The sequence below is a fragment of the Shewanella sp. SM87 genome (assembly GCF_025653705.1).
Classification (GTDB): Bacteria; Pseudomonadota; Gammaproteobacteria; order Enterobacterales; family Shewanellaceae; genus Shewanella; species Shewanella oncorhynchi.
In genome coordinates, this window is the sequence record NZ_JAKKSC010000003.1 from 1 (window position 1) to 22,259 (window position 22,259).

At 45.8% G+C, this 22,259-nt stretch carries 18 protein-coding genes and 2 pseudogenes; 9 read left to right on the forward strand and 11 right to left on the reverse strand.

From position 1 onward, the window contains the following. The 3 genes and pseudogenes from L5M11_RS03040 to L5M11_RS03050 form a co-directional block, all read left to right on the forward strand. Positions 1-213, forward strand: a 213-nt coding sequence (locus L5M11_RS03040) for a transposase (protein WP_263191153.1), incomplete at its 5' end; no start/stop codon positions are given. Between the two features lie 48 nt (positions 214-261). Beyond that, positions 262-702: pseudogene (locus tag L5M11_RS03045) on the forward strand (P-loop ATPase, Sll1717 family); the annotation flags it as partial. Positions 703-795: 93 nt separating this feature from the next. Next, positions 796-933 (forward strand): annotated as a pseudogene (locus L5M11_RS03050) (transposase); the annotation flags it as partial. 98 nt (positions 934-1,031) lie between these two features. Here the strand turns inward: L5M11_RS03050 and L5M11_RS03055 are convergent. The 7 genes from L5M11_RS03055 to nadK form a co-directional block, all read right to left on the reverse strand. Continuing rightward, entirely contained in the window at positions 1,032-2,210 is a 1,179-nt protein-coding gene (locus L5M11_RS03055) for an AAA family ATPase (RefSeq protein ID WP_263191310.1), read from the reverse strand. Positions 2,211-2,843: 633 nt separating this feature from the next. After that, positions 2,844-3,413, reverse strand: coding sequence for a lactate utilization protein C (locus L5M11_RS03060; RefSeq protein WP_028760696.1), 570 nt, complete (start codon positions 3,411-3,413; stop codon positions 2,844-2,846). Between the two features lies 1 nt (position 3,414). Then, complete coding sequence (locus L5M11_RS03065) at positions 3,415-4,809, reverse strand: lactate utilization protein B (RefSeq protein ID WP_113941021.1); 1,395 nt, start codon at positions 4,807-4,809, stop codon at positions 3,415-3,417. A 10-nt stretch (positions 4,810-4,819) separates the two neighbouring features. Then, complete coding sequence (locus L5M11_RS03070) at positions 4,820-5,563, reverse strand: (Fe-S)-binding protein (RefSeq protein WP_006085148.1); 744 nt, start codon at positions 5,561-5,563, stop codon at positions 4,820-4,822. Between the two features lie 310 nt (positions 5,564-5,873). After that, positions 5,874-8,678, reverse strand: coding sequence for an FAD-binding and (Fe-S)-binding domain-containing protein (locus L5M11_RS03075; protein ID WP_113941023.1), 2,805 nt, complete (start codon positions 8,676-8,678; stop codon positions 5,874-5,876). A gap of 77 nt (positions 8,679-8,755) precedes the next feature. Beyond that, the gene (locus L5M11_RS03080) at positions 8,756-10,399 is read right to left on the reverse strand and encodes an L-lactate permease (protein WP_049821741.1); all 1,644 of its coding nucleotides are present in this window, start codon (positions 10,397-10,399) and stop codon (positions 8,756-8,758) included. Positions 10,400-11,425: 1,026 nt separating this feature from the next. After that, a complete protein-coding gene (gene nadK / locus L5M11_RS03085) occupies positions 11,426-12,304 on the reverse strand; it encodes an NAD(+) kinase (protein ID WP_081729057.1) in 879 nt (292 codons plus the stop codon). A gap of 100 nt (positions 12,305-12,404) precedes the next feature. Between nadK and grpE the strand changes: the two genes are divergently transcribed. After that, the gene (gene grpE, locus L5M11_RS03090; protein WP_113941025.1) at positions 12,405-13,025 is read left to right on the forward strand and encodes a nucleotide exchange factor GrpE; all 621 of its coding nucleotides are present in this window, start codon (positions 12,405-12,407) and stop codon (positions 13,023-13,025) included. A gap of 127 nt (positions 13,026-13,152) precedes the next feature. On the opposite strand, the gene dxs is transcribed toward grpE, so the two are convergent. Genes dxs through xseB form a run of 3 tightly spaced genes read right to left on the reverse strand, consistent with a single transcriptional unit; the run spans position 13,153 to position 16,166 of the window. Next, positions 13,153-15,021 (reverse strand): 1-deoxy-D-xylulose-5-phosphate synthase, encoded by a 1,869-nt coding sequence (gene dxs, locus L5M11_RS03095; RefSeq protein WP_168823303.1) that lies wholly within the window; start codon positions 15,019-15,021, stop codon positions 13,153-13,155. Positions 15,022-15,042: 21 nt separating this feature from the next. Then, on the reverse strand, positions 15,043-15,924 hold the full coding sequence (ispA, locus tag L5M11_RS03100) for a (2E,6E)-farnesyl diphosphate synthase (RefSeq protein WP_263184751.1): 882 nt from the start codon (positions 15,922-15,924) through the stop codon (positions 15,043-15,045). A 2-nt stretch (positions 15,925-15,926) separates the two neighbouring features. Continuing rightward, positions 15,927-16,166, reverse strand: coding sequence for an exodeoxyribonuclease VII small subunit (xseB, locus tag L5M11_RS03105; protein ID WP_006080884.1), 240 nt, complete (start codon positions 16,164-16,166; stop codon positions 15,927-15,929). 314 nt (positions 16,167-16,480) lie between these two features. On the opposite strand from xseB, the gene pomA reads away from it, so the two are divergent. From pomA to thiI, 3 genes are all read left to right on the forward strand, one after another. Next, a complete protein-coding gene (gene pomA / locus L5M11_RS03110) occupies positions 16,481-17,248 on the forward strand; it encodes a flagellar motor protein PomA (RefSeq protein WP_173497062.1) in 768 nt (255 codons plus the stop codon). 3 nt (positions 17,249-17,251) lie between these two features. Further along, complete coding sequence (locus L5M11_RS03115) at positions 17,252-18,178, forward strand: flagellar motor protein MotB (RefSeq protein ID WP_113941028.1); 927 nt, start codon at positions 17,252-17,254, stop codon at positions 18,176-18,178. Positions 18,179-18,628: 450 nt separating this feature from the next. Next, the gene (gene thiI / locus L5M11_RS03120) at positions 18,629-20,083 is read left to right on the forward strand and encodes a tRNA uracil 4-sulfurtransferase ThiI (protein ID WP_028760687.1); all 1,455 of its coding nucleotides are present in this window, start codon (positions 18,629-18,631) and stop codon (positions 20,081-20,083) included. A 135-nt stretch (positions 20,084-20,218) separates the two neighbouring features. Here the strand turns inward: thiI and L5M11_RS03125 are convergent, their stop codons facing one another. Beyond that, a complete protein-coding gene (locus L5M11_RS03125; RefSeq protein WP_198572079.1) occupies positions 20,219-20,455 on the reverse strand; it encodes a hypothetical protein in 237 nt (78 codons plus the stop codon). Between the two features lie 227 nt (positions 20,456-20,682). Between L5M11_RS03125 and L5M11_RS03130 the strand changes: the two genes are divergently transcribed. Then, entirely contained in the window at positions 20,683-21,594 is a 912-nt protein-coding gene (locus L5M11_RS03130) for a transcriptional regulator GcvA (protein WP_105249769.1), read from the forward strand. Continuing rightward, a complete protein-coding gene (locus L5M11_RS03135) occupies positions 21,575-22,249 on the forward strand; it encodes an alpha/beta family hydrolase (RefSeq protein WP_263191312.1) in 675 nt (224 codons plus the stop codon). Before L5M11_RS03130 ends, L5M11_RS03135 begins: the two co-directional genes overlap by 20 nt. Positions 22,250-22,259 lie beyond the last annotated feature (10 nt).

Sequence of the window (22,259 nt, forward strand, 5' to 3'; positions counted from 1 at the left end):
GGGAAATCTGTTATTCCAAGGCGCCGCTATAAGAATACACCTCAAGAAAGAGTCGATTGGTGCTTATATCGGTATCGACATTTAGTGGAGAATGCTTTTGGAAGAATTAAGCACTATCGAGCAATATCAACAAGATATGACAAGCTAGCAAGAAATTACGCCAGTATGGTGTCACTGGCGTTTATGTTAATGTGGCTGCCGATATATTGCTGAACAACATTTGTACAGCAAAGATCAACAGACCCTAGAAGCTCACTTCTTCGACCGAGAGATTATGTGCGATATTTGCAAGTTTGTGCTGAATACTCACTAGAAAATAACCACTCAAAAATAGAACCGCTAACAGTAGCTTATTCAGATACTGCATTTTCAAACTACTTACGAAGTGAGCTTGAGGATGAGCTTCATGGTGTAATACCAGATATTCATAGAATTCTAGATATATTTACAACGCTAAGAAAGCAAACAATTCGGATAGAGGAGTTTAAGCAAGCTTTCGATGAGGCTGTTTCACAACAATTGATAAAAACAAAAGATTTTCACTTCGTATTACAAATGTTATTTCATTTTAGCTTGATTGGGAATCAGCCCAAACAAACTAGCCATCAAGTTTTTCGCTACAAGAATAAAGAAGCTCGACTGAATATGAAGGAAAACATAATTTTGCACAGAGGTTTATTCCGTTCTCTGCAGATTTTATAAGCAGCTAACAAAGCATTGCAGCGGACAAGCCGCTGAATGCGGGGTTGTATTTTGAAAGAGACTTTTGTGCAGATATGACCTGCCCTTAGCGAACAATTGGTGGAGGATACTGAGCGAATCATTCGCAATGATAAACGTGGCGCCATCAGTGAAACTAGCACCAAGTTACTGACAAGATTAAATATCCCCCATGAAAATTGGCTCAAGCTCATTACTGAGTTTGGCAAGTTAAAGGGCCTGAGGAGAGTTAACTCAGACCCTAATAAGTACTCGGTTAAAGCAATAGCCAAATAGCGTTGACCGTTGAATGAGTCTATTTCGGAGGAGGGTTACACTGGCTTACAACACACTCCATATCTTAAGCTCGCTCTGCGATGGAGTTCATAGACTTCACAACCTAACAATGGCTCAGTTCTATTAAGAACTGCGCCAAAACGCTCAAAGTAGTCTTCATTAACTTGTTTTGCACTGATAAGTGGTACTTCAATATTGACATCTACACGACCTTTACGTATCAACGCGGGGTCAAGATTATCAAGATGATTTGTGGTCATTATGACAAGGCAATCATCAAGAGGAACGATTCCGTCTAACGCGTTTAGAACGCCACCTAAAGTGAGTGGTGGGTTATCTACATTGCTTTCAGCAGTTCGTGATACCGTAGCCTTTACACAGTCACAGTCCTCTATTAACAACATAGCTCCGGGCGGTACCTTTCTAATCGCCTTATGAATAGTGGCATCATTGACAGTCGATAGATTCAATATGTAAAGATCGCGATGATACTCAACAGCTAAGGCTCTCGCTATACCCGTCTTACCTGTACCCGTTTTGCCATGTAACAGTATGGTTAGCTTACTTACAACTGATTTTCCCCTACTTGCGAAGTTATCAACTTCTCCCATCAACTTCTGCTTAAACCCTTCATCTAGCACTAATTCACTAAAACCAGATGATTTCAATGTGCCGTAGCGACACCATTCGGTTTCTTCGAAAATATTCACTTTTGGCTCTGTAGAGATGTCTCCACGAGTATCTTCTAAAAAACTATATAGTTTATCTTTTGCCCACCATGGTGCACTTACAGTAATTGTATCGTATGCCATCGTACTATCGACCTTAGATCGGGTAGCCAACATGAAACAACCACCGTATTTAAACAGGTGCATACCGTAGCCGATAGACTTAACACTGACACGCCCGTCGTAACTCACACTATAGTCATAGTACACAGCCTCAGAGATAGAGCGTGAAAAAAACGGAATGGTAGTATTACTGATCAAAAAGGACAGTTTATTGAATACCTCTGTGCGCGCCTGATGGCTATCGTCTATAGTGAGCCGCACAAACAGCAGACTACTGAGCCAACTTAACAGCTTTGCGGGGACATCTTTTAGCATGTAGCCTACGAGTCCAATTAACGTAAATGTTAATACTCCAACAATGACAGCCGTCAACAAAGGATCACCATTGGTGAGCGCCTTTATTTGTAGTAATACCTCGTTCATTTACTCACCTTTACTATAAATGCCTCATGGACATAGTCGAGAATACTATCAACCGAGTCGAGGATACTACCAAGGTATCCTCAGTATGTGCGCTATCGCACGTGGTTAAAGCGACTTGATAAAGATCCCCTGCTTATCACTAACGATTGCCTTAGAATGTAGTAATATCACATTTTAAATCAATATCTTAATGTTGGGTTTATATTTAAACGTCACTAACGTACACAGATAAATATCAGAGATGGCGCCGTTCATCAAAGAGCAGGATGGAGCGGCCCTGCATCCACGGATTGACTTGAACAACATCCGTGTTTAACTGCCAGTTCGCCATCTGATAGGCAGGACGCCTGAATGTCGTGCAATGCAGGGATGCATGAGAACGACCATGGCTCTCGTTCATAAGCTTAAAACCCTAGGTTTCTATTCACAGAGTCGGCGAGTAAATGCCATGGCAAGCCTGTAAACTGTTAGTCAATAAACGTTAATTGGTAAGCAGTGTTAGTGGTTTATCAGCCTACAACTCAAATATCATTCAGCGAAATCTCAATAAGAAAGCCGCTAATGAAGGCGGCTTTTGTGTTTCGATGATTCCATAACCCTTGAATTTTCTTGGTTACATTAAATCTCGAGGCATTAGAGCAAATACACGTTCAAGCTGCAGGCGCCGTGGGCGCCGACGACGAGGGCTTGTTCGATATCGGCGGTTTTTGATGGACCCGCGATAAATACCCCGAACTCACCTGAGGCTAACGTGATTTCTTTAGCTGCCTGATGTAGGGTCGGCACAATCTTATTCGTTGGCAGGGCTAAGATCAGGTTTTCACAGATAAAAGGTGTCACTCTGTGGCCTAGATTCTTATTGTTAACCCAAATGGCACCGTTTTCGGCAACGCCAATGTCACCTGGGATCACTGCATAATCTATGTTTTTGAGCTCGTGGGCTGTGGGTGGCATTTCACGGTTTGCCGTGACCCCCTCGACAAGGGAGATAACCTGTAACCCTTGGGCGATAAGTTCATCGACTTTGGCTTGCAGGGCTTTGATGCCACCTTCTTTATGCAGCGTACCCGCGACAGTATTGAGGTTAGTCTCGAACTGGCCGACGAGATTTTCGACTCTTGGCGTCACATCTATGCTTGGCATAGGATGATTTGTTAAGGCCGACAGTTTGAGCGCATTGAGAATTTCAAGTTTACTAGACATCTTATAGGCTCCTGTGTTTCTTAAACCAAGCTTCGAAGCTGGAGTTCGGTGCAACGGGCAGTTCACGGTATTTACCCCATGCACCGCTAAAGGGTTTTAACAGACTACCCGGTAGAATGCGCAGCGCAGTTCTCGCCACACTCATAGAGCAGTTCAGCATGGTTTCGCTTGCCATAAATTTACCGACTAATGGCATGTAACTGTTTTTGCCATAGGGGAGTTTTCCGGCTTCAGCTTTAAGGCGTCTGTGGTGGAAAATAATCTTATCGAGCGGCACCTTAGTTGGGCAGATATAGGTACAGCTGCCACACAAGGTACAGGCCCAGGCAATCGAGTTAGTGTCATCAATCTTAGCGCCCACTGCGATACCAATTGGGCCAGGGATGGTGTAGTTGTAGCTGTAACCGCCGGAGCGACGATACACAGGACAGGTATTGAGGCAACCACCACAACGAATACACTTCAATGATTCTGCGAGGATTTTATCCTTGAGCATCTCAGTGCGGCCATTGTCGACGATAATAATGTGCATCTCACCTTCGGGCTGTGGGCCACGGTAAAAGGCGCTATAAGTCGTGACAGGTTGGCCTGTGGCGTTGCGTGCCAGTGTGCGTAGCAAGACGGCTGCGCTATCGATATCGGGCACCACTTTATCGATCCCCATTGAATGCAACTGCAACTTAGGCAGGTTAGCGCCCATGTCGGCGTTGCCTTCGTTCGTGCAGACCACCACGGCGCCTTTATCGGCAATTGCCATGTTCACGCCTGTCATCGCGGCATCGGCGCTAAGGAACTGTTCACGCAGGTGGGCACGGGCGGCACGGGTTAAATACAAGGGATCGGCTGCCCCTGCTTTAGTGCCGAGTTTCTCATGGAAGAGTTCGCCGACTTCTTCCTTTTTCATATGGATAGCGGGCACGACTATGTGTGATGGTGGCATTTTGGCGAGCTGAATAATCCGCTCACCTAAGTCGGTATCTATGACCTCAATGCCACGTTGTTCTAAGTACGGATTGAGGTGACATTCCTCGGTCAGCATAGACTTAGACTTCACCAACTTTTTGACTTTATGGCGGGATAAAATGTCATGCACGATACGATTGTGCTCTGCGCCATCTTTCGCCCAATGGACTTGTATGCCGTTGGCGATACAGTTTTGTTCAAAGGTTTCAAGATATTGAGCAAGATGGGTTAGCGTGTGGAGCTTAATTTCTGAGCCAAGCTGGCGCAGTTGTTCCCATTCTGGGATGCTACCCGCGGCGCGGTCGCGTTTTTCTCTGAGCATCCATAGCGCTTTTGAATGCCAGTCGACACGGGTTTCGTCGCGGCAAAAAATATCGGCTTTATGGGCATGGACTTGGGAGCCATTAGCCCCGTGATTATGATTGTAAGCCATGGTGAGTCTCCTAGAGCGCGGCGTTTAGCACTTGCGCTATGTGGCGAATTTCAATCGGCAATTGCTGTCTGCGGATCATGCCATCGAGGTGCAACAGGCATGAGGGATCAAAACCCACCACATACTCAGCACCCGTTGCAGCGTGGGCTTGGGCCTTGTCTTTGCCCATTTTGGCTGACACTGCGCCTTCATCGACGGCGAAGGTGCCACCAAAGCCGCAGCATTCGTCGCGGCGGTCTGGATACACTATGTCTATGCCTGCAATATTGGCCAATACAGCTTCGACTTTGTTGAATCTTGGCCCCATTTGCTCACTTGGGGTGGCAAGGCTTAACATGCGAATGCCATGGCAACTCAGTTGCAGGCTTACCTTGTGCGCGAAGGGCTTGGTAAAGGCTGGGATCGGCGCGATATCGTGTAAAAACTCTGTGAGTTCATAGAGTTTGTTGATCACAGCTTGTGCTTCTGGGCTGCTATCAAACTCGTGGAAGTTTTCTTTAGCGGCCACTAAACAAGAGGCAGCAGGGCAAACAATAGCGTCGCATTCCACTCCTTTAAAGGCGTTGAGCAATTTAAGGGTGGTACTGCGTGCTGCATCGAAGCAACCCGAGTTTGTCATCGGCTGGCCACAGCATGTTTGACCCGCGGGTAGAATCACTTGGTGCCCGAGTTTCTCTAATAATTCCAAGGTGGCAATCGCGACCTCTGGCATCATTTGATTGACTAGACACGGGATGAAAAGGGCGATTTTCATTGTGTTTTCTCTTTCTTGTTAGTGAACGACATTGCCTTGCAGTGTGACCCAATATCCACACTAATGCTAAGGTAGTTGATCAAATATAGGCCTATCTTAGCGGAATAAGTAGCCCTAATTTAGTAAATGAGCTTGTAGATTTTTTCAAAAATGAGAATATTTTAACTCAATGATTACATTGATTTTAAAATGTATTTATTCAGGTTTTAAATTCTCAAAAAGTACTTAATGACAAATAAATGAGAATAGTTCGCTTATATAAACAAACGGGGCAAAAAATAGCCCCGTTGTTTACTACTGTCATACCAGATTAGCGGCTGCACTCTTCGAGCAGATAAGCTAAGTGGCGGTAGGAAATGCCGCTGTGTTGGGTCAAACCGACTTCGCACATACGGTTGGCGTAATAGCCTTCCTTAATCTCGACAGGAATGAGCTTTTTAATATTACGCAGTGCGCTGGCGTTGATTTCAGGCTTATACAAGCCTTTTTCACCCGCGTAACCGCAGCAATCAATTCCTGCAGGTTTGAGCACTTGCGCAGAGCAGGCATCGGCGATTGCTTGCATCTTAGGTTCAAGTTTCATCTTGCGTGCGCTACAACCTAAGTGCAGTGCCACATTGACTTTTTTGCTGATGTTGAGCTTAGTCAGTAGCTTGTCGTGCATAAACTCAACTAAGTCGATAATTTGTACTTTTGGATTACCTGACAAAGTGCGGTAGGTGCAAGACAGGGCATCGACGATCACTGGCAGCTTGCCACCATTGGTCATCTTGCTCACTGCATCGATGAGTTCTTGGCGTTTGGCATCGGCGTTTTTAAAGTCGCCCTTAGATTCCCACATCTGGCCGCAACATAAATCGCGGGTTTTTTCTGGCGTGATGACGTTATAGCCAGCACGTTCCAGCAGCGTGACAACCACCTCAGGTAAAGTGCGGTTATCGGGATCTTTGGGGGTCGGACCAAAGGTTCTGCCGCCGCAGGCTGGGAAGTAAACCACTGTTTCTTGGCCAACTTTAGCGGGGGATGGTTTTGGCAATTTGCCGCCTTTCGGGAAATCGGGGTTCCAATAAGGCACTTCTTTTGAAATCAAACGGCCGGTTTTCATTAGGGCACTGGTAATGTTATCGCCAGTGATCTTGTGGATCACGCCAAGCATGTCAAAACCTGAACTGATAACCTGGTTAACTGCGCCAAAGTGTTTGGCTTGGAAATCTAAGACTTTTTGTTCAGTAGTGCTGATGTACGGCGTGCGCAGTTTACGCACCAGTTGGCCCATGCTGTTATCCACTGGGCAAGCAATAGTACAAAGCTGACAGGCGGCACAGGTATCAACTACATCGTATTTAGCGGCGGCGCGCATTTCTGCTGCGGCGGCTTTATCACCGGATTGTTCTAAACGTTCGATTTCACGCAGAGTCGCAATACGCTGACGAGGTGAGAAGTTGAGTGCCGATGTTGGGCAGGTTTTTTCACAGAAACCACATTCGATACATTTATCAACAAAATCATCGACCACAGGGCAGGGTTTGATGTTTTTAACGTGGACATTGCTATCGTCGTTAAGAATAACACCTGGGTTTAGAATACCCTGTGGATCAAATACTTGTTTGATGCTCTTCATCAAAGTGTAAGCATCTTGTCCCCATTCTTTTTCGACGAACGGCGCGACAGCACGGCCAGTACCATGCTCGGCTTTCATTGAACCGTCGTACTTGTTAATCACCATGTCGGCAATATCATCCATAAAGGCATGGAAACGATCGATATCGGCTTGAGTCGAGAAGGTGGGGGTAATGATAAAGTGGAAGTTCCCCGCAAGAGCATGGCCATAAATACAGCCTTCAGGGTAACCATGTTTATGGAAAAGCTCAGTGATATCGTGCGCCGCAGCAGCAAGGTGCTCTAGTTCAAAGGCCACGTCTTCGATGATAACTGAGGTTCCCTTTGGACGCTCACCACCTACAATCGGGAACAAGCCTTTGCGCATTGCCCAGTATTTGTCATAAACCGCTGGATTAGTACTAAATTCCATTGGGCGGATAAAGTCAAAGCCGGCGAGTTTCGCGGTGACATCTTGAGTATAATTTTCTAAGGTTTTGTCGTCATCAGCACGGGATTCTATCAGTAGAATAGCGGATAGGGCCGGTAATTCTGATAACCAATCTGGCATGCCAGGCTTGCCCGTTACTGCTTTGATTGATGGCCAATCAAGGAGTTCAGCAGCAGAAACGCTTTCACCGTTTATCAGTGGTATGGCTCGTGCGGCATCTTCCATATTATGGAATACGGCCATAGCTGAGGCTTTAAATTTAGCCTCATTCACTGTGTGATAAGTGACTTCATTAATAAAGGCTAAGGTGCCTTCCATCCCCACCATTAAGTGGTTGATGATGTCAAATGGGTCGGTAAAATCGAGTAACGAATTGATGCCGTAGCCGGTGGTATTTTTAATGGAATACTTTTTACGAATTCTGTCCGCTAACACTGTGTTATGGCGAGTCATGTGCGACAGTTCTGTCAGCGCATCCAGTATTTTTCCATGGGATTTAACAAAGGCAGCTTTTGATTTTTCACAGCCTGTATCGAGTTCAGTACCATCTGCAAAAAGAAGTTTCGCGGAAGCGATAGTTTGGTAACTGTTTTGCGCAGTACCACAGCACATTCCCGAAGCATTGTTTGCCACAATACCACCAATTTTGGCGGAGCCTATGGTGGCGGGATCGGGACCAATTTTGCGGTTAAGCGGCGCGAGTACGGCGTTAGCGTCGGAACCAATGACAGCCGCACCTAAGGTGATTTGTTTGGCATCGCTACTGACTTCAATCTTTCTAAAACCATCATGGCCAAGGATCAACAAAATACCTTCACCGATAGCTTGGCCAGATAAACTGGTTCCAGCGGCCCTAAACGTGACGGGTGCATCATGCTTACGGGCAACGGCTAATGTGAGCTTTACCTGTTCTAGGGTTTCTGCATGGACAACCACTTCTGGGACTATCCTGAAGTAGCTTGCATCGGTGGACCAGGCAAAACGGCGAACGGGATCATCCGTCACGGGATGATCACCTAATTGCGTTCTTAGATCATCGATGACCAGTTTATAGTTAATCGACATAGCATCATTCTCTTTATTAATAGATTAAAGCCGAAGTCACTGGGAGTGACTTCGGGCATTCAATAAAATAAAACGGCTTAGAATCCACCCCACAGGGTAGCTATTGTGCCCGCCAGTAAGGCATAACCAATGGCAACAGGCATTGTTTTACGGATAATTTCTGATTCTCTACCTGCCATACCCACTACTGTTGCAGCGGCAACCACGTTCATTACGCACATCATGTTACCGGCGTTTGCACCGATACCTTGTAGTGCCAATACCAGTGTGTGGTTCATGCCAATATTGTCGGCCACGCTGTATTGAAGGCTGGAGAACATCATGTTTGAGAAGGTGGCTGAACCCGATAAGAAGGCACCAAAAATCCCCACGATAGGCGCCATCCAAGCCCACACTGCGCCCATGGAACCTGCCAACATATCCGCTAAAGCGACAGGCATTGAGGCAAGACCTGCACCATTCGCGCCTGAGTTTAAGAAGATTTTCACCATAGGCACTGATGCGCCTAATGAAATAATGGTTGGCAACATGGACTTACATGAAACACCGACCGTTTGCTGAATCGCAGGGCTTTTCATTTTGAACAGGAAGAAACCTAGAATACACACGGCAACAAAGAAGGCACCTGGTGCATATAAGGTTGCGAAGCTGGCTTTAAGCTCAGTGCCCATTAGGCCTGTCCAGCTGATGTTAAAGCTTGATAACCATGCTTTTAACGGTGCCACTGTACGCGACAGTACCAAAAGCGCAGCCATGATGATGTAAGGTGTCCAAGCGGCAATTTGGGAAAACTTAGCCGTTGTTTCGACTTTTCCGCTTTCTTGACTGTCATTCTCTGCGAAATCATTCCATGGCGTTTTAGGCAGTAAGTAGCCTTTACGCGCAACGGGGATCACTAAGGCCATACCGATCAGTGAACCGATAACCGAAGGGAATTCTGGGCCTGCAAGGTAGTTGATGATCCATGCGGGGACGGTAAAGGCAAGACCTGAGAAAATCGCAAATTTCCAAATTGCTAAGCCTTCCTTAAAGGATTTATTGCGACCAAAGAATCCTGTCAGCATGGTCACCATTACGAGAGGAATTAATGAACCTGTGATTAAATCGATAGTGATCATATGCATGACGATATATCGAGCATAACCAGCATAGTTACCGCCATGGGCAGCAAATTGCTCCGCCGCCATGCTCACGCCACCTTGGATCAGACCCTGTTCCATCCCAAAAAGTACGGGTAGACCAATCGCACCGAAGGATACACAGGCCGAGTCAGCAATTAAAGCCACGACAGCTGCGGCAACGGGTGGTACACCAAGCAATACCAGTAGTGGTGCGCCAATGGCTGCGGGAGTACCAAAACCAGCACTACCTTCAATAAAGGCACCGAATAACCAACAGATGATGATGACTTGTACACGGGCATCGGCACTGATGTTAGTAAACCCAGCACGGATAGTGTCCATGGCACCTGAGTATTTCAGGGTATTGAGTAGGAATACGGCACCAAAAATGATAGTTAACGGTGTGATGGCTGAGAGCAGTCCTTCGAGGACCGATGCCGCCAGTAATGTGGTATCCATTTGCCAAATAAACACGGCGGCGAGCGCTGTGATTATCATGGAGATAGGCATAGCCTTAGATGCAGGCATTCTGAGTAACACTAGAAATAGCATTACACTGAGCACTGGCGTCAAGCTAGCGAGGAGTTGAAGTATTGTCATGCTTGCCTCTTCATAAAGTGGTCTGTCTTATTATTGATATTAGGATTTTTCATCTGCCTTCATGTCGACTTCCCAGACCAATAAATCAGCAGTTAATACTGCAAGTACTTACGGTCTCGACATTCTGTGTTGTGTACTAGACGCTATTGTGAGCTTGACTAATATGATCTAGATCATCTTGGCTGTTATATGAAATGCTAATTTACAGTGCTGCGGGGTGCTTCTCTCGGGGGATTTTCTTATATGTGACAATGATCACTTAGACTGTTGGGTGTATATCTACTTTGGTTATATTAAATTAAATTTGTTGTTTTTCTGGTTATTAAAAGTAGAGCTATCACTCATATTCATCGTCATTATTGCAATTAACTGATCCATTTATTTCATTAATAGTCTGTTATTGGTTTTTTCAGTCATTTTTAAGGTGTGATTAAGGTCGCATAGATTGTTGTGGCTGGATTAACTCATTTACTTCTATTTTTATCAAGCTATTGTAATATTTGCCTAATATGTCCATTTTGGAATGGTTTTTTATAGTGATCTAGAGCACCTTTTAGAATGGTGGGATTTTATTGTGATGGATATCACTTAATGAATTTTACTTTAATATGAAATTTTATAACCATTGTTTAATTTAATTTAATTTAATTTCAGTTTATTTGAGCGAACAGCCAGCCAAAATATTCAAGTATATTGAGAGAACAACAGAAAAGTTGAAATAAAAAGTGACCGCTTCTAATGGGTTAAGAGGGGAAATTGAGAGAACAGGGTGAAATTGAAGCCGAAATTTTAAGTAACAAAACTAAAAAATACTGTTTGAACTTTTATCAAACTGGTTAGTGTCATTAATGCTTAAACGCCATTAATGCGAATATTAGTCGTTTGTGAGAAGTGCTAAAAAGTTCACCAAAGACTGTGCAGGGGAAAAGATAAGGCTTTAATCGCAACCTTCTAGGTTAAATTTACAAAATAAAAAAGAGACGTGATATGTCTCTTTTATTGGTGATTTAGCCCAAAGATACAGACTTAAAACAACTTGCTGCCCCAGCCTAATTTGGTCCGCAGCACGTGGAAATAGTTGTGTCCTTTAGGATGAATAAGCCGTAAACGTTCAGAGCTGCGGCGCACTATGATTTCATCGCCGGGTAACACGGCTAAATGCACGTGGCCATCACAGCTGACTTCGAGGTTTTCGCCATTTTCAGGTGACACAACCATTTTTATGGTGCTGCACGCATCGACAACAATCGGGCGGCACGACAAAGTGTGCGGGAACATAGGTACTAAGATTAGGGCCTGTAAATTAGGCGTCAGAATAGCGCCGCCAGCGGAGAGGGCGTAGGCCGTTGAACCGGTAGGCGTTGACACTATCATGCCGTCGGCACGTTGGCTGTACATGAACTGATCGTCAATATAGACCTCAAACTCAATCATGTGGGCAATTTTACCCGGATGGAGTACGGCTTCGTTGACGGCGGTGTTGCTCGCCTTGAGCATACCGTGGCGATAGACTTCGGCTTCGAGTAAGAATCTATGCTCGGTATCGAACTCTCCATCGAGTACCTTGGCGAGCGCCTCTTCGAAGGCATCGGGCGGCAGATCGGTTAAAAAGCCTAAATTGCCGCGGTTAACCCCAATCACGCCTAAATCGAAGCGGGCTAATACCCTTGCCGCGCCGAGCATGTTACCGTCACCACCGACGACTATGGCTAAGTCGCAACGCGCGCCAATTTCTAGTAAATCGACCGCTATGATATTGGGTCCTAATTCGGTAGCAACACGCTCTTCCACTAAGACTTCAAAGCCCTGCATTGTCAGCCAATAATGTAGACGCTTTAAGGTTTGGTTGGTCCCTTGGTGGTGAGGTTTGCCGATAAGGCCGATAGTATGAAACTTTGTGGTCATATTTATGCTAGATCTGGCCTTAGGCCTTGAAACGTCAAAATTGATCCCCATAATATGCCCAGAGTATTTCAGAAACAAAGCATTTTTAGCTGGAGTGAAAATGAGCAACGAATCGATTAAAGCAGAACAGGATCTGATCCAAGAGGGTGTAGAGTCTGAAGTATCTACCGCAGAAGCAAGTCTGATCGATGAGCTTACCCAGGCCAATTTCCGTATTGAAGAGCTGGAACAGTTACTCGCTGAAGCTTTGGCGAAAGTTGAAGAGCAGAAGGATTCAGTCATCCGCGCCGCAGCCGAGGTCGATAACATTCGTCGTCGTGCGGCAATGGATGTGGAAAAGGCGAACAAGTTTGCCTTGGAAAAGTTCGCCAATGAACTTTTGCCTGTGCTTGATAACATGGAGCGCGCGCTAATGGGGACAAACCCAGAAGATGAAGCGACTAAAGCGATTTATCAAGGTGTTGAGTTAACTCAAAAAAGCTTACTCACTGCGGTGGCTAAATTTGGTGTTAAGCAAATTGATCCACAAGGTCAGTCATTTAACCCTGATCAACATCAAGCGATTGGCATGCAGCCAAGCGCCGAGTTCCCTGCGAACACTGTGATGTTGGTGATGCAAAAGGGTTATGAGCTGAACAGTCGCTTGCTGCGCCCTGCGATGGTGATGGTGTCACAGGGTGGCCCAAACCAAGAAACTGCGACGATAGATATCGAAGCTTAAGCTTTATTGGATCAGCCGCTGTTATAACAGACAGCAACAAAAAAGGACTGCAATTGCAGTCCTTTTTTTATGGGCGGAATTTTTTATTGATAACATTTAGCGTCTTAACGAGATAAGCCAGTTCAGCCTATTGCGCTAGATAAGCATTGATTTGCGCCAGTATGCCTTCGGCATCCAGTTGCAAGTCGTGGATGACTTCCTCTGGCGAGCCATGTTTAATGAACTCGTCTGGCAAACCAATTTGGAGTACGGCTTTAGGCATTTTTAGCTTTTGAAGCTGTTCAAGCACTCCGGCACCCGCACCGCCTATAATGGCATTTTCCTCCACAGTGACTAACACTTCATGGGTTAGTGCCATTTCTTTTATCAGATCAACATCAAGTGGTTTCACAAAGCGCATATCGACAACCGTCGCATCTAAGCTTTCGGCAGCGGTTAATGCCGATGCGAGCAAGGTACCAAAGTTAAGTATGGCAATACGCTTACCTATGCGCTTAATGACACCTTTACCAATTGGCAACGCAGTCATGGACTCGACTTGCATCGCTCCCGTGGCACTACCTCTTGGGTAACGCACCGCACTTGGGCCCGCATCATAGCAATAGCCAGTGTAGAGCATTTGACGACATTCGTTTTCATCGGACGGCGCCATGATCACCATATTAGGGATACAACGCATAAAACTTAAATCGAATGCACCTTGGTGGGTTGGACCATCGGCACCGACGATACCGCCACGGTCAATGGCAAATAACACGGGCAATTGTTGTAGTGCGACATCGTGAATAAGCTGATCATAGGCGCGTTGCAGGAAAGTCGAGTAAATCGCGACTACAGGCTTGAAACCTTCGCAGGCAAAACCCGCCGCTAAGGTGACCGCATGCTGCTCGGCAATCGCTGCATCAAAATATTGTTTCGGGAAGCGCTGGGAAAACTCCACCATGCCAGACCCCTCACGCATCGCAGGAGTAATCGCTAACACTTTCTCATCTTGTTCGGCAATGTCGCACAACCATTTACCGAAGACTTGAGAAAAGGTCGGTAAACCGGGTTTGGTGGCCGGCTTTTTAAATAGCGATGGGTCAAACTTAGGCACAGCATGCCAACCGATAGGATCTTTTTCAGCAGGTTCATAACCACGACCTTTTTTGGTCATGATGTGCAGCACCTGTGGACCTTTCAGATTACGCATATTGCGCATGGTCTCGACCAGAGCGTCTACGTCGTGGCCATCGATAGGACCTATGTAGTTGAAACCTAACTCTTCAAATAGAGTGCCAGGAACGACCATACCTTTGAGGTGTTCCTCAGTGCGCTTGGCCATTTCTTTGATGACTGGCATACCTTTTAACACTTTTTTGCCGCCTTCGCGCAGTGTGGTGTAGAAACGGCCTGACATCAGTTGTGCTAAATGATTGTTGAGGGCGCCGACATTTTCTGAAATCGACATTTCGTTGTCGTTCAGTACCACGAGCATGTCATTGTGCAAGTCGCCCGCGTGGTTCATTGCTTCAAACACCATGCCGCCGGTCATAGCGCCATCGCCGATGACAGCGACCACTTTACGACCTGCTTGCTCTTTTTCTGCAGCTATCGCCATCGCCAGCGCGGCGCTAATCGACGTGCCTGAATGGCCAACGCTGAAAGTGTCGTATTCACTTTCTTCACGCCATGGGAAAGGATGTAAGCCATCTTTTTGCCGAATGGTGTGCATCTTGTCACGTCGACCCGTGAGAATTTTATGGGGATAGGCTTGATGGCCTACGTCCCAGATCAGTCGATCAAAGGGGGTATTGTAGACATAGTGCAGTGCCACAGTGAGTTCTACTGTGCCGAGCCCAGAGGCAAAATGTCCGCTGGACATGCCAACAGACTTAAGAAGGAACTCGCGCAGTTCATCGGCTACTTGTGGTAAAAGTGCCTGAGGAAGCTGGCGGAGCTCATTGGGGGTGTTGGCCTGCGCCAACACGGGAAACTGAGAAATGTCCAAACTCATAGCGAGATACTTCGACTCTTATTATATTCTTCGCTCAATGATATAGCGGGCGAAGTCTGCAATTAACTGGCTATTGTATGGCAATTTAGCCAGCGCTGATAGTGCCTCTTGGATCAGTTGTTTGGCGGTGTCTTGTGCACCTTGTAGTCCAAGTAGTTGTGGAAACGTACTCTTATTCGATTCAGTATCAGAGCCTTGCGGTTTACCTAGCTCTTCGGTGGTGGCTACGATGTCAAGGATATCGTCTTGTACTTGGAAGGCGAGCCCTACCGCACGGGCAAAATCCATCATAGCAGCATACTGATCTTTTGGCGCGTTTGCGGCGATTAAAGCCAACTCAACAGCGCAGCTGATAAGGGCGCCAGTTTTCATATTATGTAGCTGAGTTAACGCGTTAAGATCAATATGTTTATCGGTCGAGGCTAAGTCTATCGCTTGGCCTCCACACATACCACGATAACCTGAGGCTTTGGCTAATACTCTTACCATAGCAATATGTTGTTCGCTGCTGATCCCTGGTACCGCTTCGGTGACAATTTCAAAGGCTAAGGTTTGCAGAGCATCCCCCGCTAAAATGGCCGTCGCTTCATTAAAGGCGATATGCACTGTTGGCTGGCCACGGCGGAGCTCGTCATCGTCCATGGCGGGTAAATCGTCGTGGATTAATGAATAAGCATGGATACATTCAATGGCTGCGGCGCAAGCATCTAACTTTTCAAGTTCGACCCCAAACATGCGCCCTACACTGTATACGAGGAACGGTCGAATGCGTTTCCCTCCCAATAAGGCACCGTAAGTCATAGCGGCTTTTAATTGGGGAGCTGTATCTTCAAGCGTACTAAAACGCTGTTTTAATTGATCATCAACTCGTTGTTGATATTCTTGAATGGTACTGACTAACACGCTTATTCGCCCTCAACGGCATAGGGGGATAGGGGCGCATTTTCGTCTTGTTTCAGTAAAATGGCCACTTTTTGTTGGGCTTGTTCGAGTTTTGCTTGGCTATTTCGAACGAGATTGATGCCACGTTCAAATTGTTTTAACGCGTCATCGAGGGATATATCGCCTTGTTCTAGATCGGCAACTATGCGTTCAAGTTCGCCAAGGGATTCTTCAAAACTAAGATTTTCGGGTTTCTTCGCCACGTTCAGGTTTCCTTTGATTTAGCGGACACAAGGTATATCAGGGCGGCGTAAGGGTCAAATTCAGACTAAAGATATTTGCTCAATAGCACGCTTTGTTACTGAAATTTTTCCAGAAAATATAAATTGTCGCTAAACTTGCTTAGTGTGTGTCCGATAACTGACAATAGTATCATCATTTGTATGGTAATTTTTAACTGGATAAACAAGGCTCGTATGTGTGTCGGTGGGATTATCTTATTCGGTAGAATAACTGAGTGTTCTTGCTTACCCAGAGTAAGTATTATGTCGTTTATTACGAAAATTGAGGAGCCGTTGTGGATTTAGCAACAATAATCGGAATTGTGGGAGCCTTTGGTTTTATTCTCGGCGCTATGGTGACCAGTGGCGGCTTGATGATTTTCGTTGATGTGCCCTCGATCCTGATTGTGTTCGGTGGGTCCTTCTTCGTGGTAATGATGAAGTTCACTCTTAAACAGTTTTTAAGCGCCGTTAAAATTGCTTTGAAAGCTTTTGTATTTAAGATTGATAAACCAGAAGACTTGATTGAACAGTCAGTGACTATGGCGGATGCTGCCCGTAAAGGGGGGTTTTTGGCATTAGAAGAAGCGCAAATTAGCAATACTTTTATGCAAAAGGCTGTCGATATGTTGGTCGATGGTCATGATGGTGAAGTAGTGCGTGCAGCTCTAGAGAAGGATATCGCTCTAACGGAAGAACGTCATCGGACGGGGATTGGCATATTTAGAGCCTTTGGTGATGTTGGGCCAGCTATGGGGATGATAGGTACACTCGTTGGTCTCGTGGCCATGTTATCAAATATGGCGGATCCTAAATCTATTGGTCCTTCGATGGCTGTTGCGTTGTTAACCACATTATACGGCGCTATGGTCGCTAACATGGTTTGTCTTCCTATCGCGGATAAGCTAACGCTCAGGATGGGGGAGGAAATGCTCAATCGTAACCTTATTATGGATGCGGTATTGGCGATTCAAGACGGACAAAACCCGCGGGTGATTGAAGGCTTTTTGAAAAATTATCTCGCTGAAAAAAATCGTAAAATCGATACAACGGACGGAGAGTAGCCCATGGCTAAGTGCAATTGTCCACCGCCCGGAGCACCGCTCTGGTTGGCAACATTTGCCGACTTGATGTCGCTGTTGATGTGTTTCTTCGTATTGTTATTATCATTTTCTGAAATGGACGTGATGAAGTTTAAGCAGATCGCGGGCTCAATGAAGTATGCCTTTGGTGTGCAAAATAAGGTGGAAGTTAAAGACATCCCGAAAGGGACTTCTGTCATTGCCTTAGAATTTAGACCCGGTCGCCCCGATCCGACTCCGATTGAAATCATTAACCAGCAAACGAATGAAATGACTGAACCTGTATTGGATTTCCAAGCGGGTGAAGACGATAGTGCGGGCGGCGTGCAGCAGCAAAATGGTTCTCAGCGGGGTGGCGAAGCGAGTGCAACGGCGCAAGAAGTGGCCGATGCGGTTAAAGCGGAAGCAGCAGCGGCGCAAGAAAAGATCAATCAGCAAGTGAAGAAGATGGCGCAGGAGCTCAATAAAGAGATCACCGATGGAGCGATTGAAATTGAGTCATTAGGTCAGCAGATTATTATTCGTATACGTGAGAAGGGGTCATTTGCTTCTGGCTCAGGTTTCCTGCAGCCTCGATTTAAACCTGTGGTGCGCTCAGTCGGCGAATTGTTAAAAGATGTGCCAGGTGTCATCACAGTGTCAGGTTACACGGATGATATGCAAATAAGCGATGAGCTCTATAGTTCTAATTGGGATTTATCCAGCAAACGTGCCGTGGCAGTGGCCCATGAGTTAGTGCAGGTCAGCGGCTTTGATTCTAATCGAATGAAAGTGGTTGGTATGGCGTCTAACAATCCGATTGTGCCTAACGACTCTCCGGAAAATCGTGCCCGTAACCGCAGGGTTGAAATTGCTATTGAGCAAGGTAAAGCTAAGGAGTCTGAAGAAATTCAGATCGGTAATTCGCCTTAAGTGTTTAGATACTCTCCCAATCTAAAGCCGCAATAATCTTGCGGCTTTTTTATTGAGCTAATGTGGACTTTTCCCTTTTAGTTAACGTGTTATGCATCAAATTTCTGTGGTTGATTTAAATCCATTTGGGCTTTACGTTAATCACATTGAGTGTGTAATCCCTAAGTTTCCTTGACCATCCCTCAACGACTTATTGTTAATAATTCATCTCAAATCACTTATTTTAAGCAGGGCAATTCACACCATTCGAATAGGCTTTAGTGACATTATTTCAGCCTAATTAGCTGCCGTGATTGAGTCATTAATACGCAATGAATACGCCATAAATGTGGCCTGTGTAGCTGTTGGCTATGTGCGCTGAAACTCGCCTTTTTAGGTTGCTTGGGTATATAATCCCCCGATTATTCTTTTAACCAATTTTGCTGTTTTAAAATTGCCCGCGGAAATCCCATGAAGTTTATTGTAAAGCTGTATCCAGAAATCATGATGAAGAGCAAGCCTGTACGCATGCGCTTCACCAAAATGCTCGAAACTAACATCCGTAATGTGCTTAAAAAAGTTGACGAAGATGCAAAAGTGCAGCGTCAATGGGACCGCATTATGGTGATGGTACCAAAGGATAAGCCTGAATTGGCACAAGCTTTCGGTGAGCGTCTGGCGTGTATTCCTGGCATTGCACACGTAGTGCAAGTGGATGAGTACAGCTTTGAATCTGTTGATGATATTTATCAGCAAGTCTTGCCTGTTTACCGTGACCAACTCGCGGGTAAAACCTTCTGCGTGCGAGTAAAGCGTACTGGCGATCATGATTTTAATTCTATTGAAGTTGAGCGTTATGTCGGTGGTGGCTTAAACCAGTTTACTGATGCGCTGGGCGTGCGTTTAAAGAATCCGGACATTACCGTTAATTTAGAGATTGAGCGCGATAATCTTTATATGGTGACTAAGCGTATTGAAGGTCTAGGCGGTTTTCCGATGGCAACACAGGAAGATGTATTGTCCTTGATTTCGGGTGGTTTTGACTCTGGCGTCTCTAGCTATCAATTTATCAAAAAAGGCGCTCGTACCCACTACTGCTTCTTCAATCTGGGCGGCGCACAGCACGAAATTGGTGTTAAACAAGTGGCTTACCATTTGTGGAAAACCTACGGTGAATCCCATAAAGTGAAGTTTATCTCTGTGCCTTTTGAGCCTGTGGTTGCTGAGATTTTAGAGCGTATCGATAACGGTCAAATGGGCGTTGTATTGAAACGCATGATGATGCGTACCGCGGCGCGTATCGCCGAGCGTATGGGCATTCAAGCCTTAGTTACCGGTGAAAGTTTAGGCCAAGTGTCTAGCCAGACCCTGACCAACTTAAACGTCATCGACCGTTGTACTGAGCTATTGATTCTACGTCCCTTAATCGCCATGGATAAGCAAGACATTATCAACGAGAGCCGTAAAATCGGCACCGAAGATTTTGCTAAATCAATGCCTGAATATTGCGGCGTAATTTCGCAAAAGCCAACGGTAAAAGCGGTATTAGCTAAGGTTGAAGCGGAAGAGAAAAAGTTCTCTGAGGATTTGATTGATCAGATCATCGCCCAATCTGTCACTATCGATATCAGGGAGATCGCAGAACAAATGGATACTCGGATTACTGAGACAGAAACGGTTGCCAGTATCGATACCAACCAAGTGGTCATTGATATTCGTGCCCCTGAAGAAGAGGAAAGCAAACCGCTGCAAATTGAAGGTATTGAGATAAAGCGCATCCCATTCTTCAAGTTAGCGACTCAGTTTGCCGATCTCGATAAGCAAAAGACTTATTTGCTCTATTGTGAGCGTGGGGTGATGAGTAAATTGCAGGCATTGTATTTAATCGAGCAAGGTTACACGAACGTGAAAGTGTATCGCCCATAAGTCGGGCGAAAACCTGCCCATTGCCGTATATCGTCAGTGGGATTGATTTTCCATTCAAGTACAAAAAAGCCGCATATTAATGCGGCTTTTTCTTTGCTCTTACTGATCGTGACCTGAATTTCAGTGTCGTTTAGGTTATTCGGCTTTAACGACCTGCTGATGAGATGTGACATCATCTGTGGCAATCAACAGAGTGGCTTCTTGTAGCACTTCTTGGTGCATTTTATTCATTGCAGCGGTTAAATCTGCAGTGATATTGGCTTGCAAGTCGCTTGTGTCGATGACGATTTCGTCAACGAGTACATTTGCACTGGCATTAAAGCTGAGTGCTGAGACTAATATTAACGCAAACGCCGATTTTAAATTGAACATAGTCGCCTCCGGGCTGACAAATTAACGCTGTCAGACATTCCCATCATCAACTTTGAGATTGTCTAACTTAGGTATTTCATAGCTATGGATGTTTCATCGCTATTGGTGTTTCGTTGATAAGCTGTTTCATTGGCGCAAAATTTAACCAAAAACGCTGGCCTTTACAAACGATTAAATGTAACAATACGGATTAGAAAAACTAATTAAAAAACGAGACTGAGATCACTATGTCGAGACGATTACCACCGCTTAATGCGGTTAAAGCTTTTGAGGCAGCCGCGCGGCATTTGAGCTTTACGCGGGCAGCGGAAGAATTGTTTGTTACACAGGCTGCGGTGAGCCATCAAATAAAGGCATTAGAAGATTTCCTCGGATTAAAATTATTTCGTCGAAAGAACCGTTCTTTGCTATTAACCGAAGAAGGGCAAAGCTATTTTCTCGACATCAAAGATATCTTTATTCAGCTTGCCGATGCTACCGACAGATTACTCGCCCGCAGTGCGATTGGTTCGCTGACGGTCAGTATGTCACCCAGTTTTGCGATTCAATGGCTAGTGCCACGTTTGGCTAAATTCAGTGAGAAAAATCCCGATATCGATGTGCGAATTAAGGCCGTTGATACCGAAGCGAGTTCATTAACCGATGATGTGGATGTGGCTATTTATTATGGCTTAGGTAATTGGCCTGGGCTACGTGCAGATAAGCTCAGAAACGAAGTGCTTATTCCCGTGTGTTCGCCCATGTTGCTCAATGGTCCTAAACCACTCTCAAAACCGAGCGATTTAAAGTATCACACGTTATTACATGATATGAATCGTCACGATTGGCAGGCGTGGTTTAGGCAATGTGGCATTACCGATATTAATGTGAATCAAGGACCTATTTTCAGTCATTCGTCTTTGGTATTGCAGGCGGCGGCCCACGGTCAAGGGGTTGCTCTGGGTTACAGCGTGCTGGCACGCCCCGATATCAAAGCTGGGCGGCTTGTGTGTCCATTCCAAGAAGTCTTGGTCAGTAAAGATGCTTACTACTTAGTTTGCCAGCAGAATCACGCTGAGCTTGGTAAGGTCGTCGCGTTTCGCGAATGGATGTTAGATATGTTTGCTGAGGAGTCGCGCAGTGAGCTGTTGCCCGGATAAGCCAAGTTTTGTGTTAGAGGGTGAGCATGCGAGCACTGTGGTTTTATTCGCCCACGGCGCGGGTGCTAACATGGATTCTGAGTTTATGCAGGCCATGTCGGCGGGGCTGGTGGCTAAAGGCTACCAAGTGATGCGCTTTAATTTTCCCTATATGCAGGCGAATGCCGTCGATGGTAAACGGCGTCCACCGGACCGTGCGCCTAAATTGCTCGCGTGTTTTACACAGATGCTCGATATCGCCCACTCACAACCACAAGTTGAACGTGTGGTGTTAATGGGGAAATCCATGGGCGGTCGTATGGCGGCCCTATTAGCCTGCGATCCTGCATTAGCGGCGCGCATCGATAGGGTGATTTGTTTAGGTTATCCTTTTGTGCCACTCAAAGGCGGCGAGCCTAGATTGGAACCTTTGAATGAATGCCAAGTCCCAGTATTAGTCGTACAGGGTGAGCGGGATAAGTTTGGTGGCAAAGCGCAGATCCCAAGCTGGCCCTTGAAAGCTGAGATAGGATTGGCTTGGATAACCGACGGCGATCATAGTTTTGTCCCAAGAAAGTCGTCAGGCACCAGTGAAGCCGCTAACCTTGCACGTGCTATTGATTTATCAAGTGATTTTATTCGTGAGCTTGATGTTGAGCGAATAAATGTTGAATGAGTTAATCCCA

Bases quoted from the DNA above. Each gene is read 5' to 3' on its own strand.
- dxs (WP_168823303.1), bottom strand. From the start codon at position 15,021: ATGAGTTTGGACATTTCTCAGTTTCCCGTGTTGGCGCAGGCCAACACC.
- L5M11_RS03130 (WP_105249769.1), top strand. From the start codon at position 20,683: ATGTCGAGACGATTACCACCGCTTAATGCGGTTAAAGCTTTTGAGGCA.
- L5M11_RS03055 (WP_263191310.1), bottom strand. From the start codon at position 2,210: ATGAACGAGGTATTACTACAAATAAAGGCGCTCACCAATGGTGATCCT.
- L5M11_RS03065 (WP_113941021.1), bottom strand. From the start codon at position 4,809: ATGGCTTACAATCATAATCACGGGGCTAATGGCTCCCAAGTCCATGCC.
- grpE (WP_113941025.1), top strand. From the start codon at position 12,405: ATGAGCAACGAATCGATTAAAGCAGAACAGGATCTGATCCAAGAGGGT.
- L5M11_RS03060 (WP_028760696.1), bottom strand. From the start codon at position 3,413: ATGTCTAGTAAACTTGAAATTCTCAATGCGCTCAAACTGTCGGCCTTA.
- L5M11_RS03115 (WP_113941028.1), top strand. From the start codon at position 17,252: ATGGCTAAGTGCAATTGTCCACCGCCCGGAGCACCGCTCTGGTTGGCA.
- L5M11_RS03080 (WP_049821741.1), bottom strand. From the start codon at position 10,399: ATGACAATACTTCAACTCCTCGCTAGCTTGACGCCAGTGCTCAGTGTA.
- L5M11_RS03075 (WP_113941023.1), bottom strand. From the start codon at position 8,678: ATGTCGATTAACTATAAACTGGTCATCGATGATCTAAGAACGCAATTA.
- L5M11_RS03125 (WP_198572079.1), bottom strand. From the start codon at position 20,455: ATGTTCAATTTAAAATCGGCGTTTGCGTTAATATTAGTCTCAGCACTC.
- nadK (WP_081729057.1), bottom strand. From the start codon at position 12,304: ATGACCACAAAGTTTCATACTATCGGCCTTATCGGCAAACCTCACCAC.
- L5M11_RS03070 (WP_006085148.1), bottom strand. From the start codon at position 5,563: ATGAAAATCGCCCTTTTCATCCCGTGTCTAGTCAATCAAATGATGCCA.
- thiI (WP_028760687.1), top strand. From the start codon at position 18,629: ATGAAGTTTATTGTAAAGCTGTATCCAGAAATCATGATGAAGAGCAAG.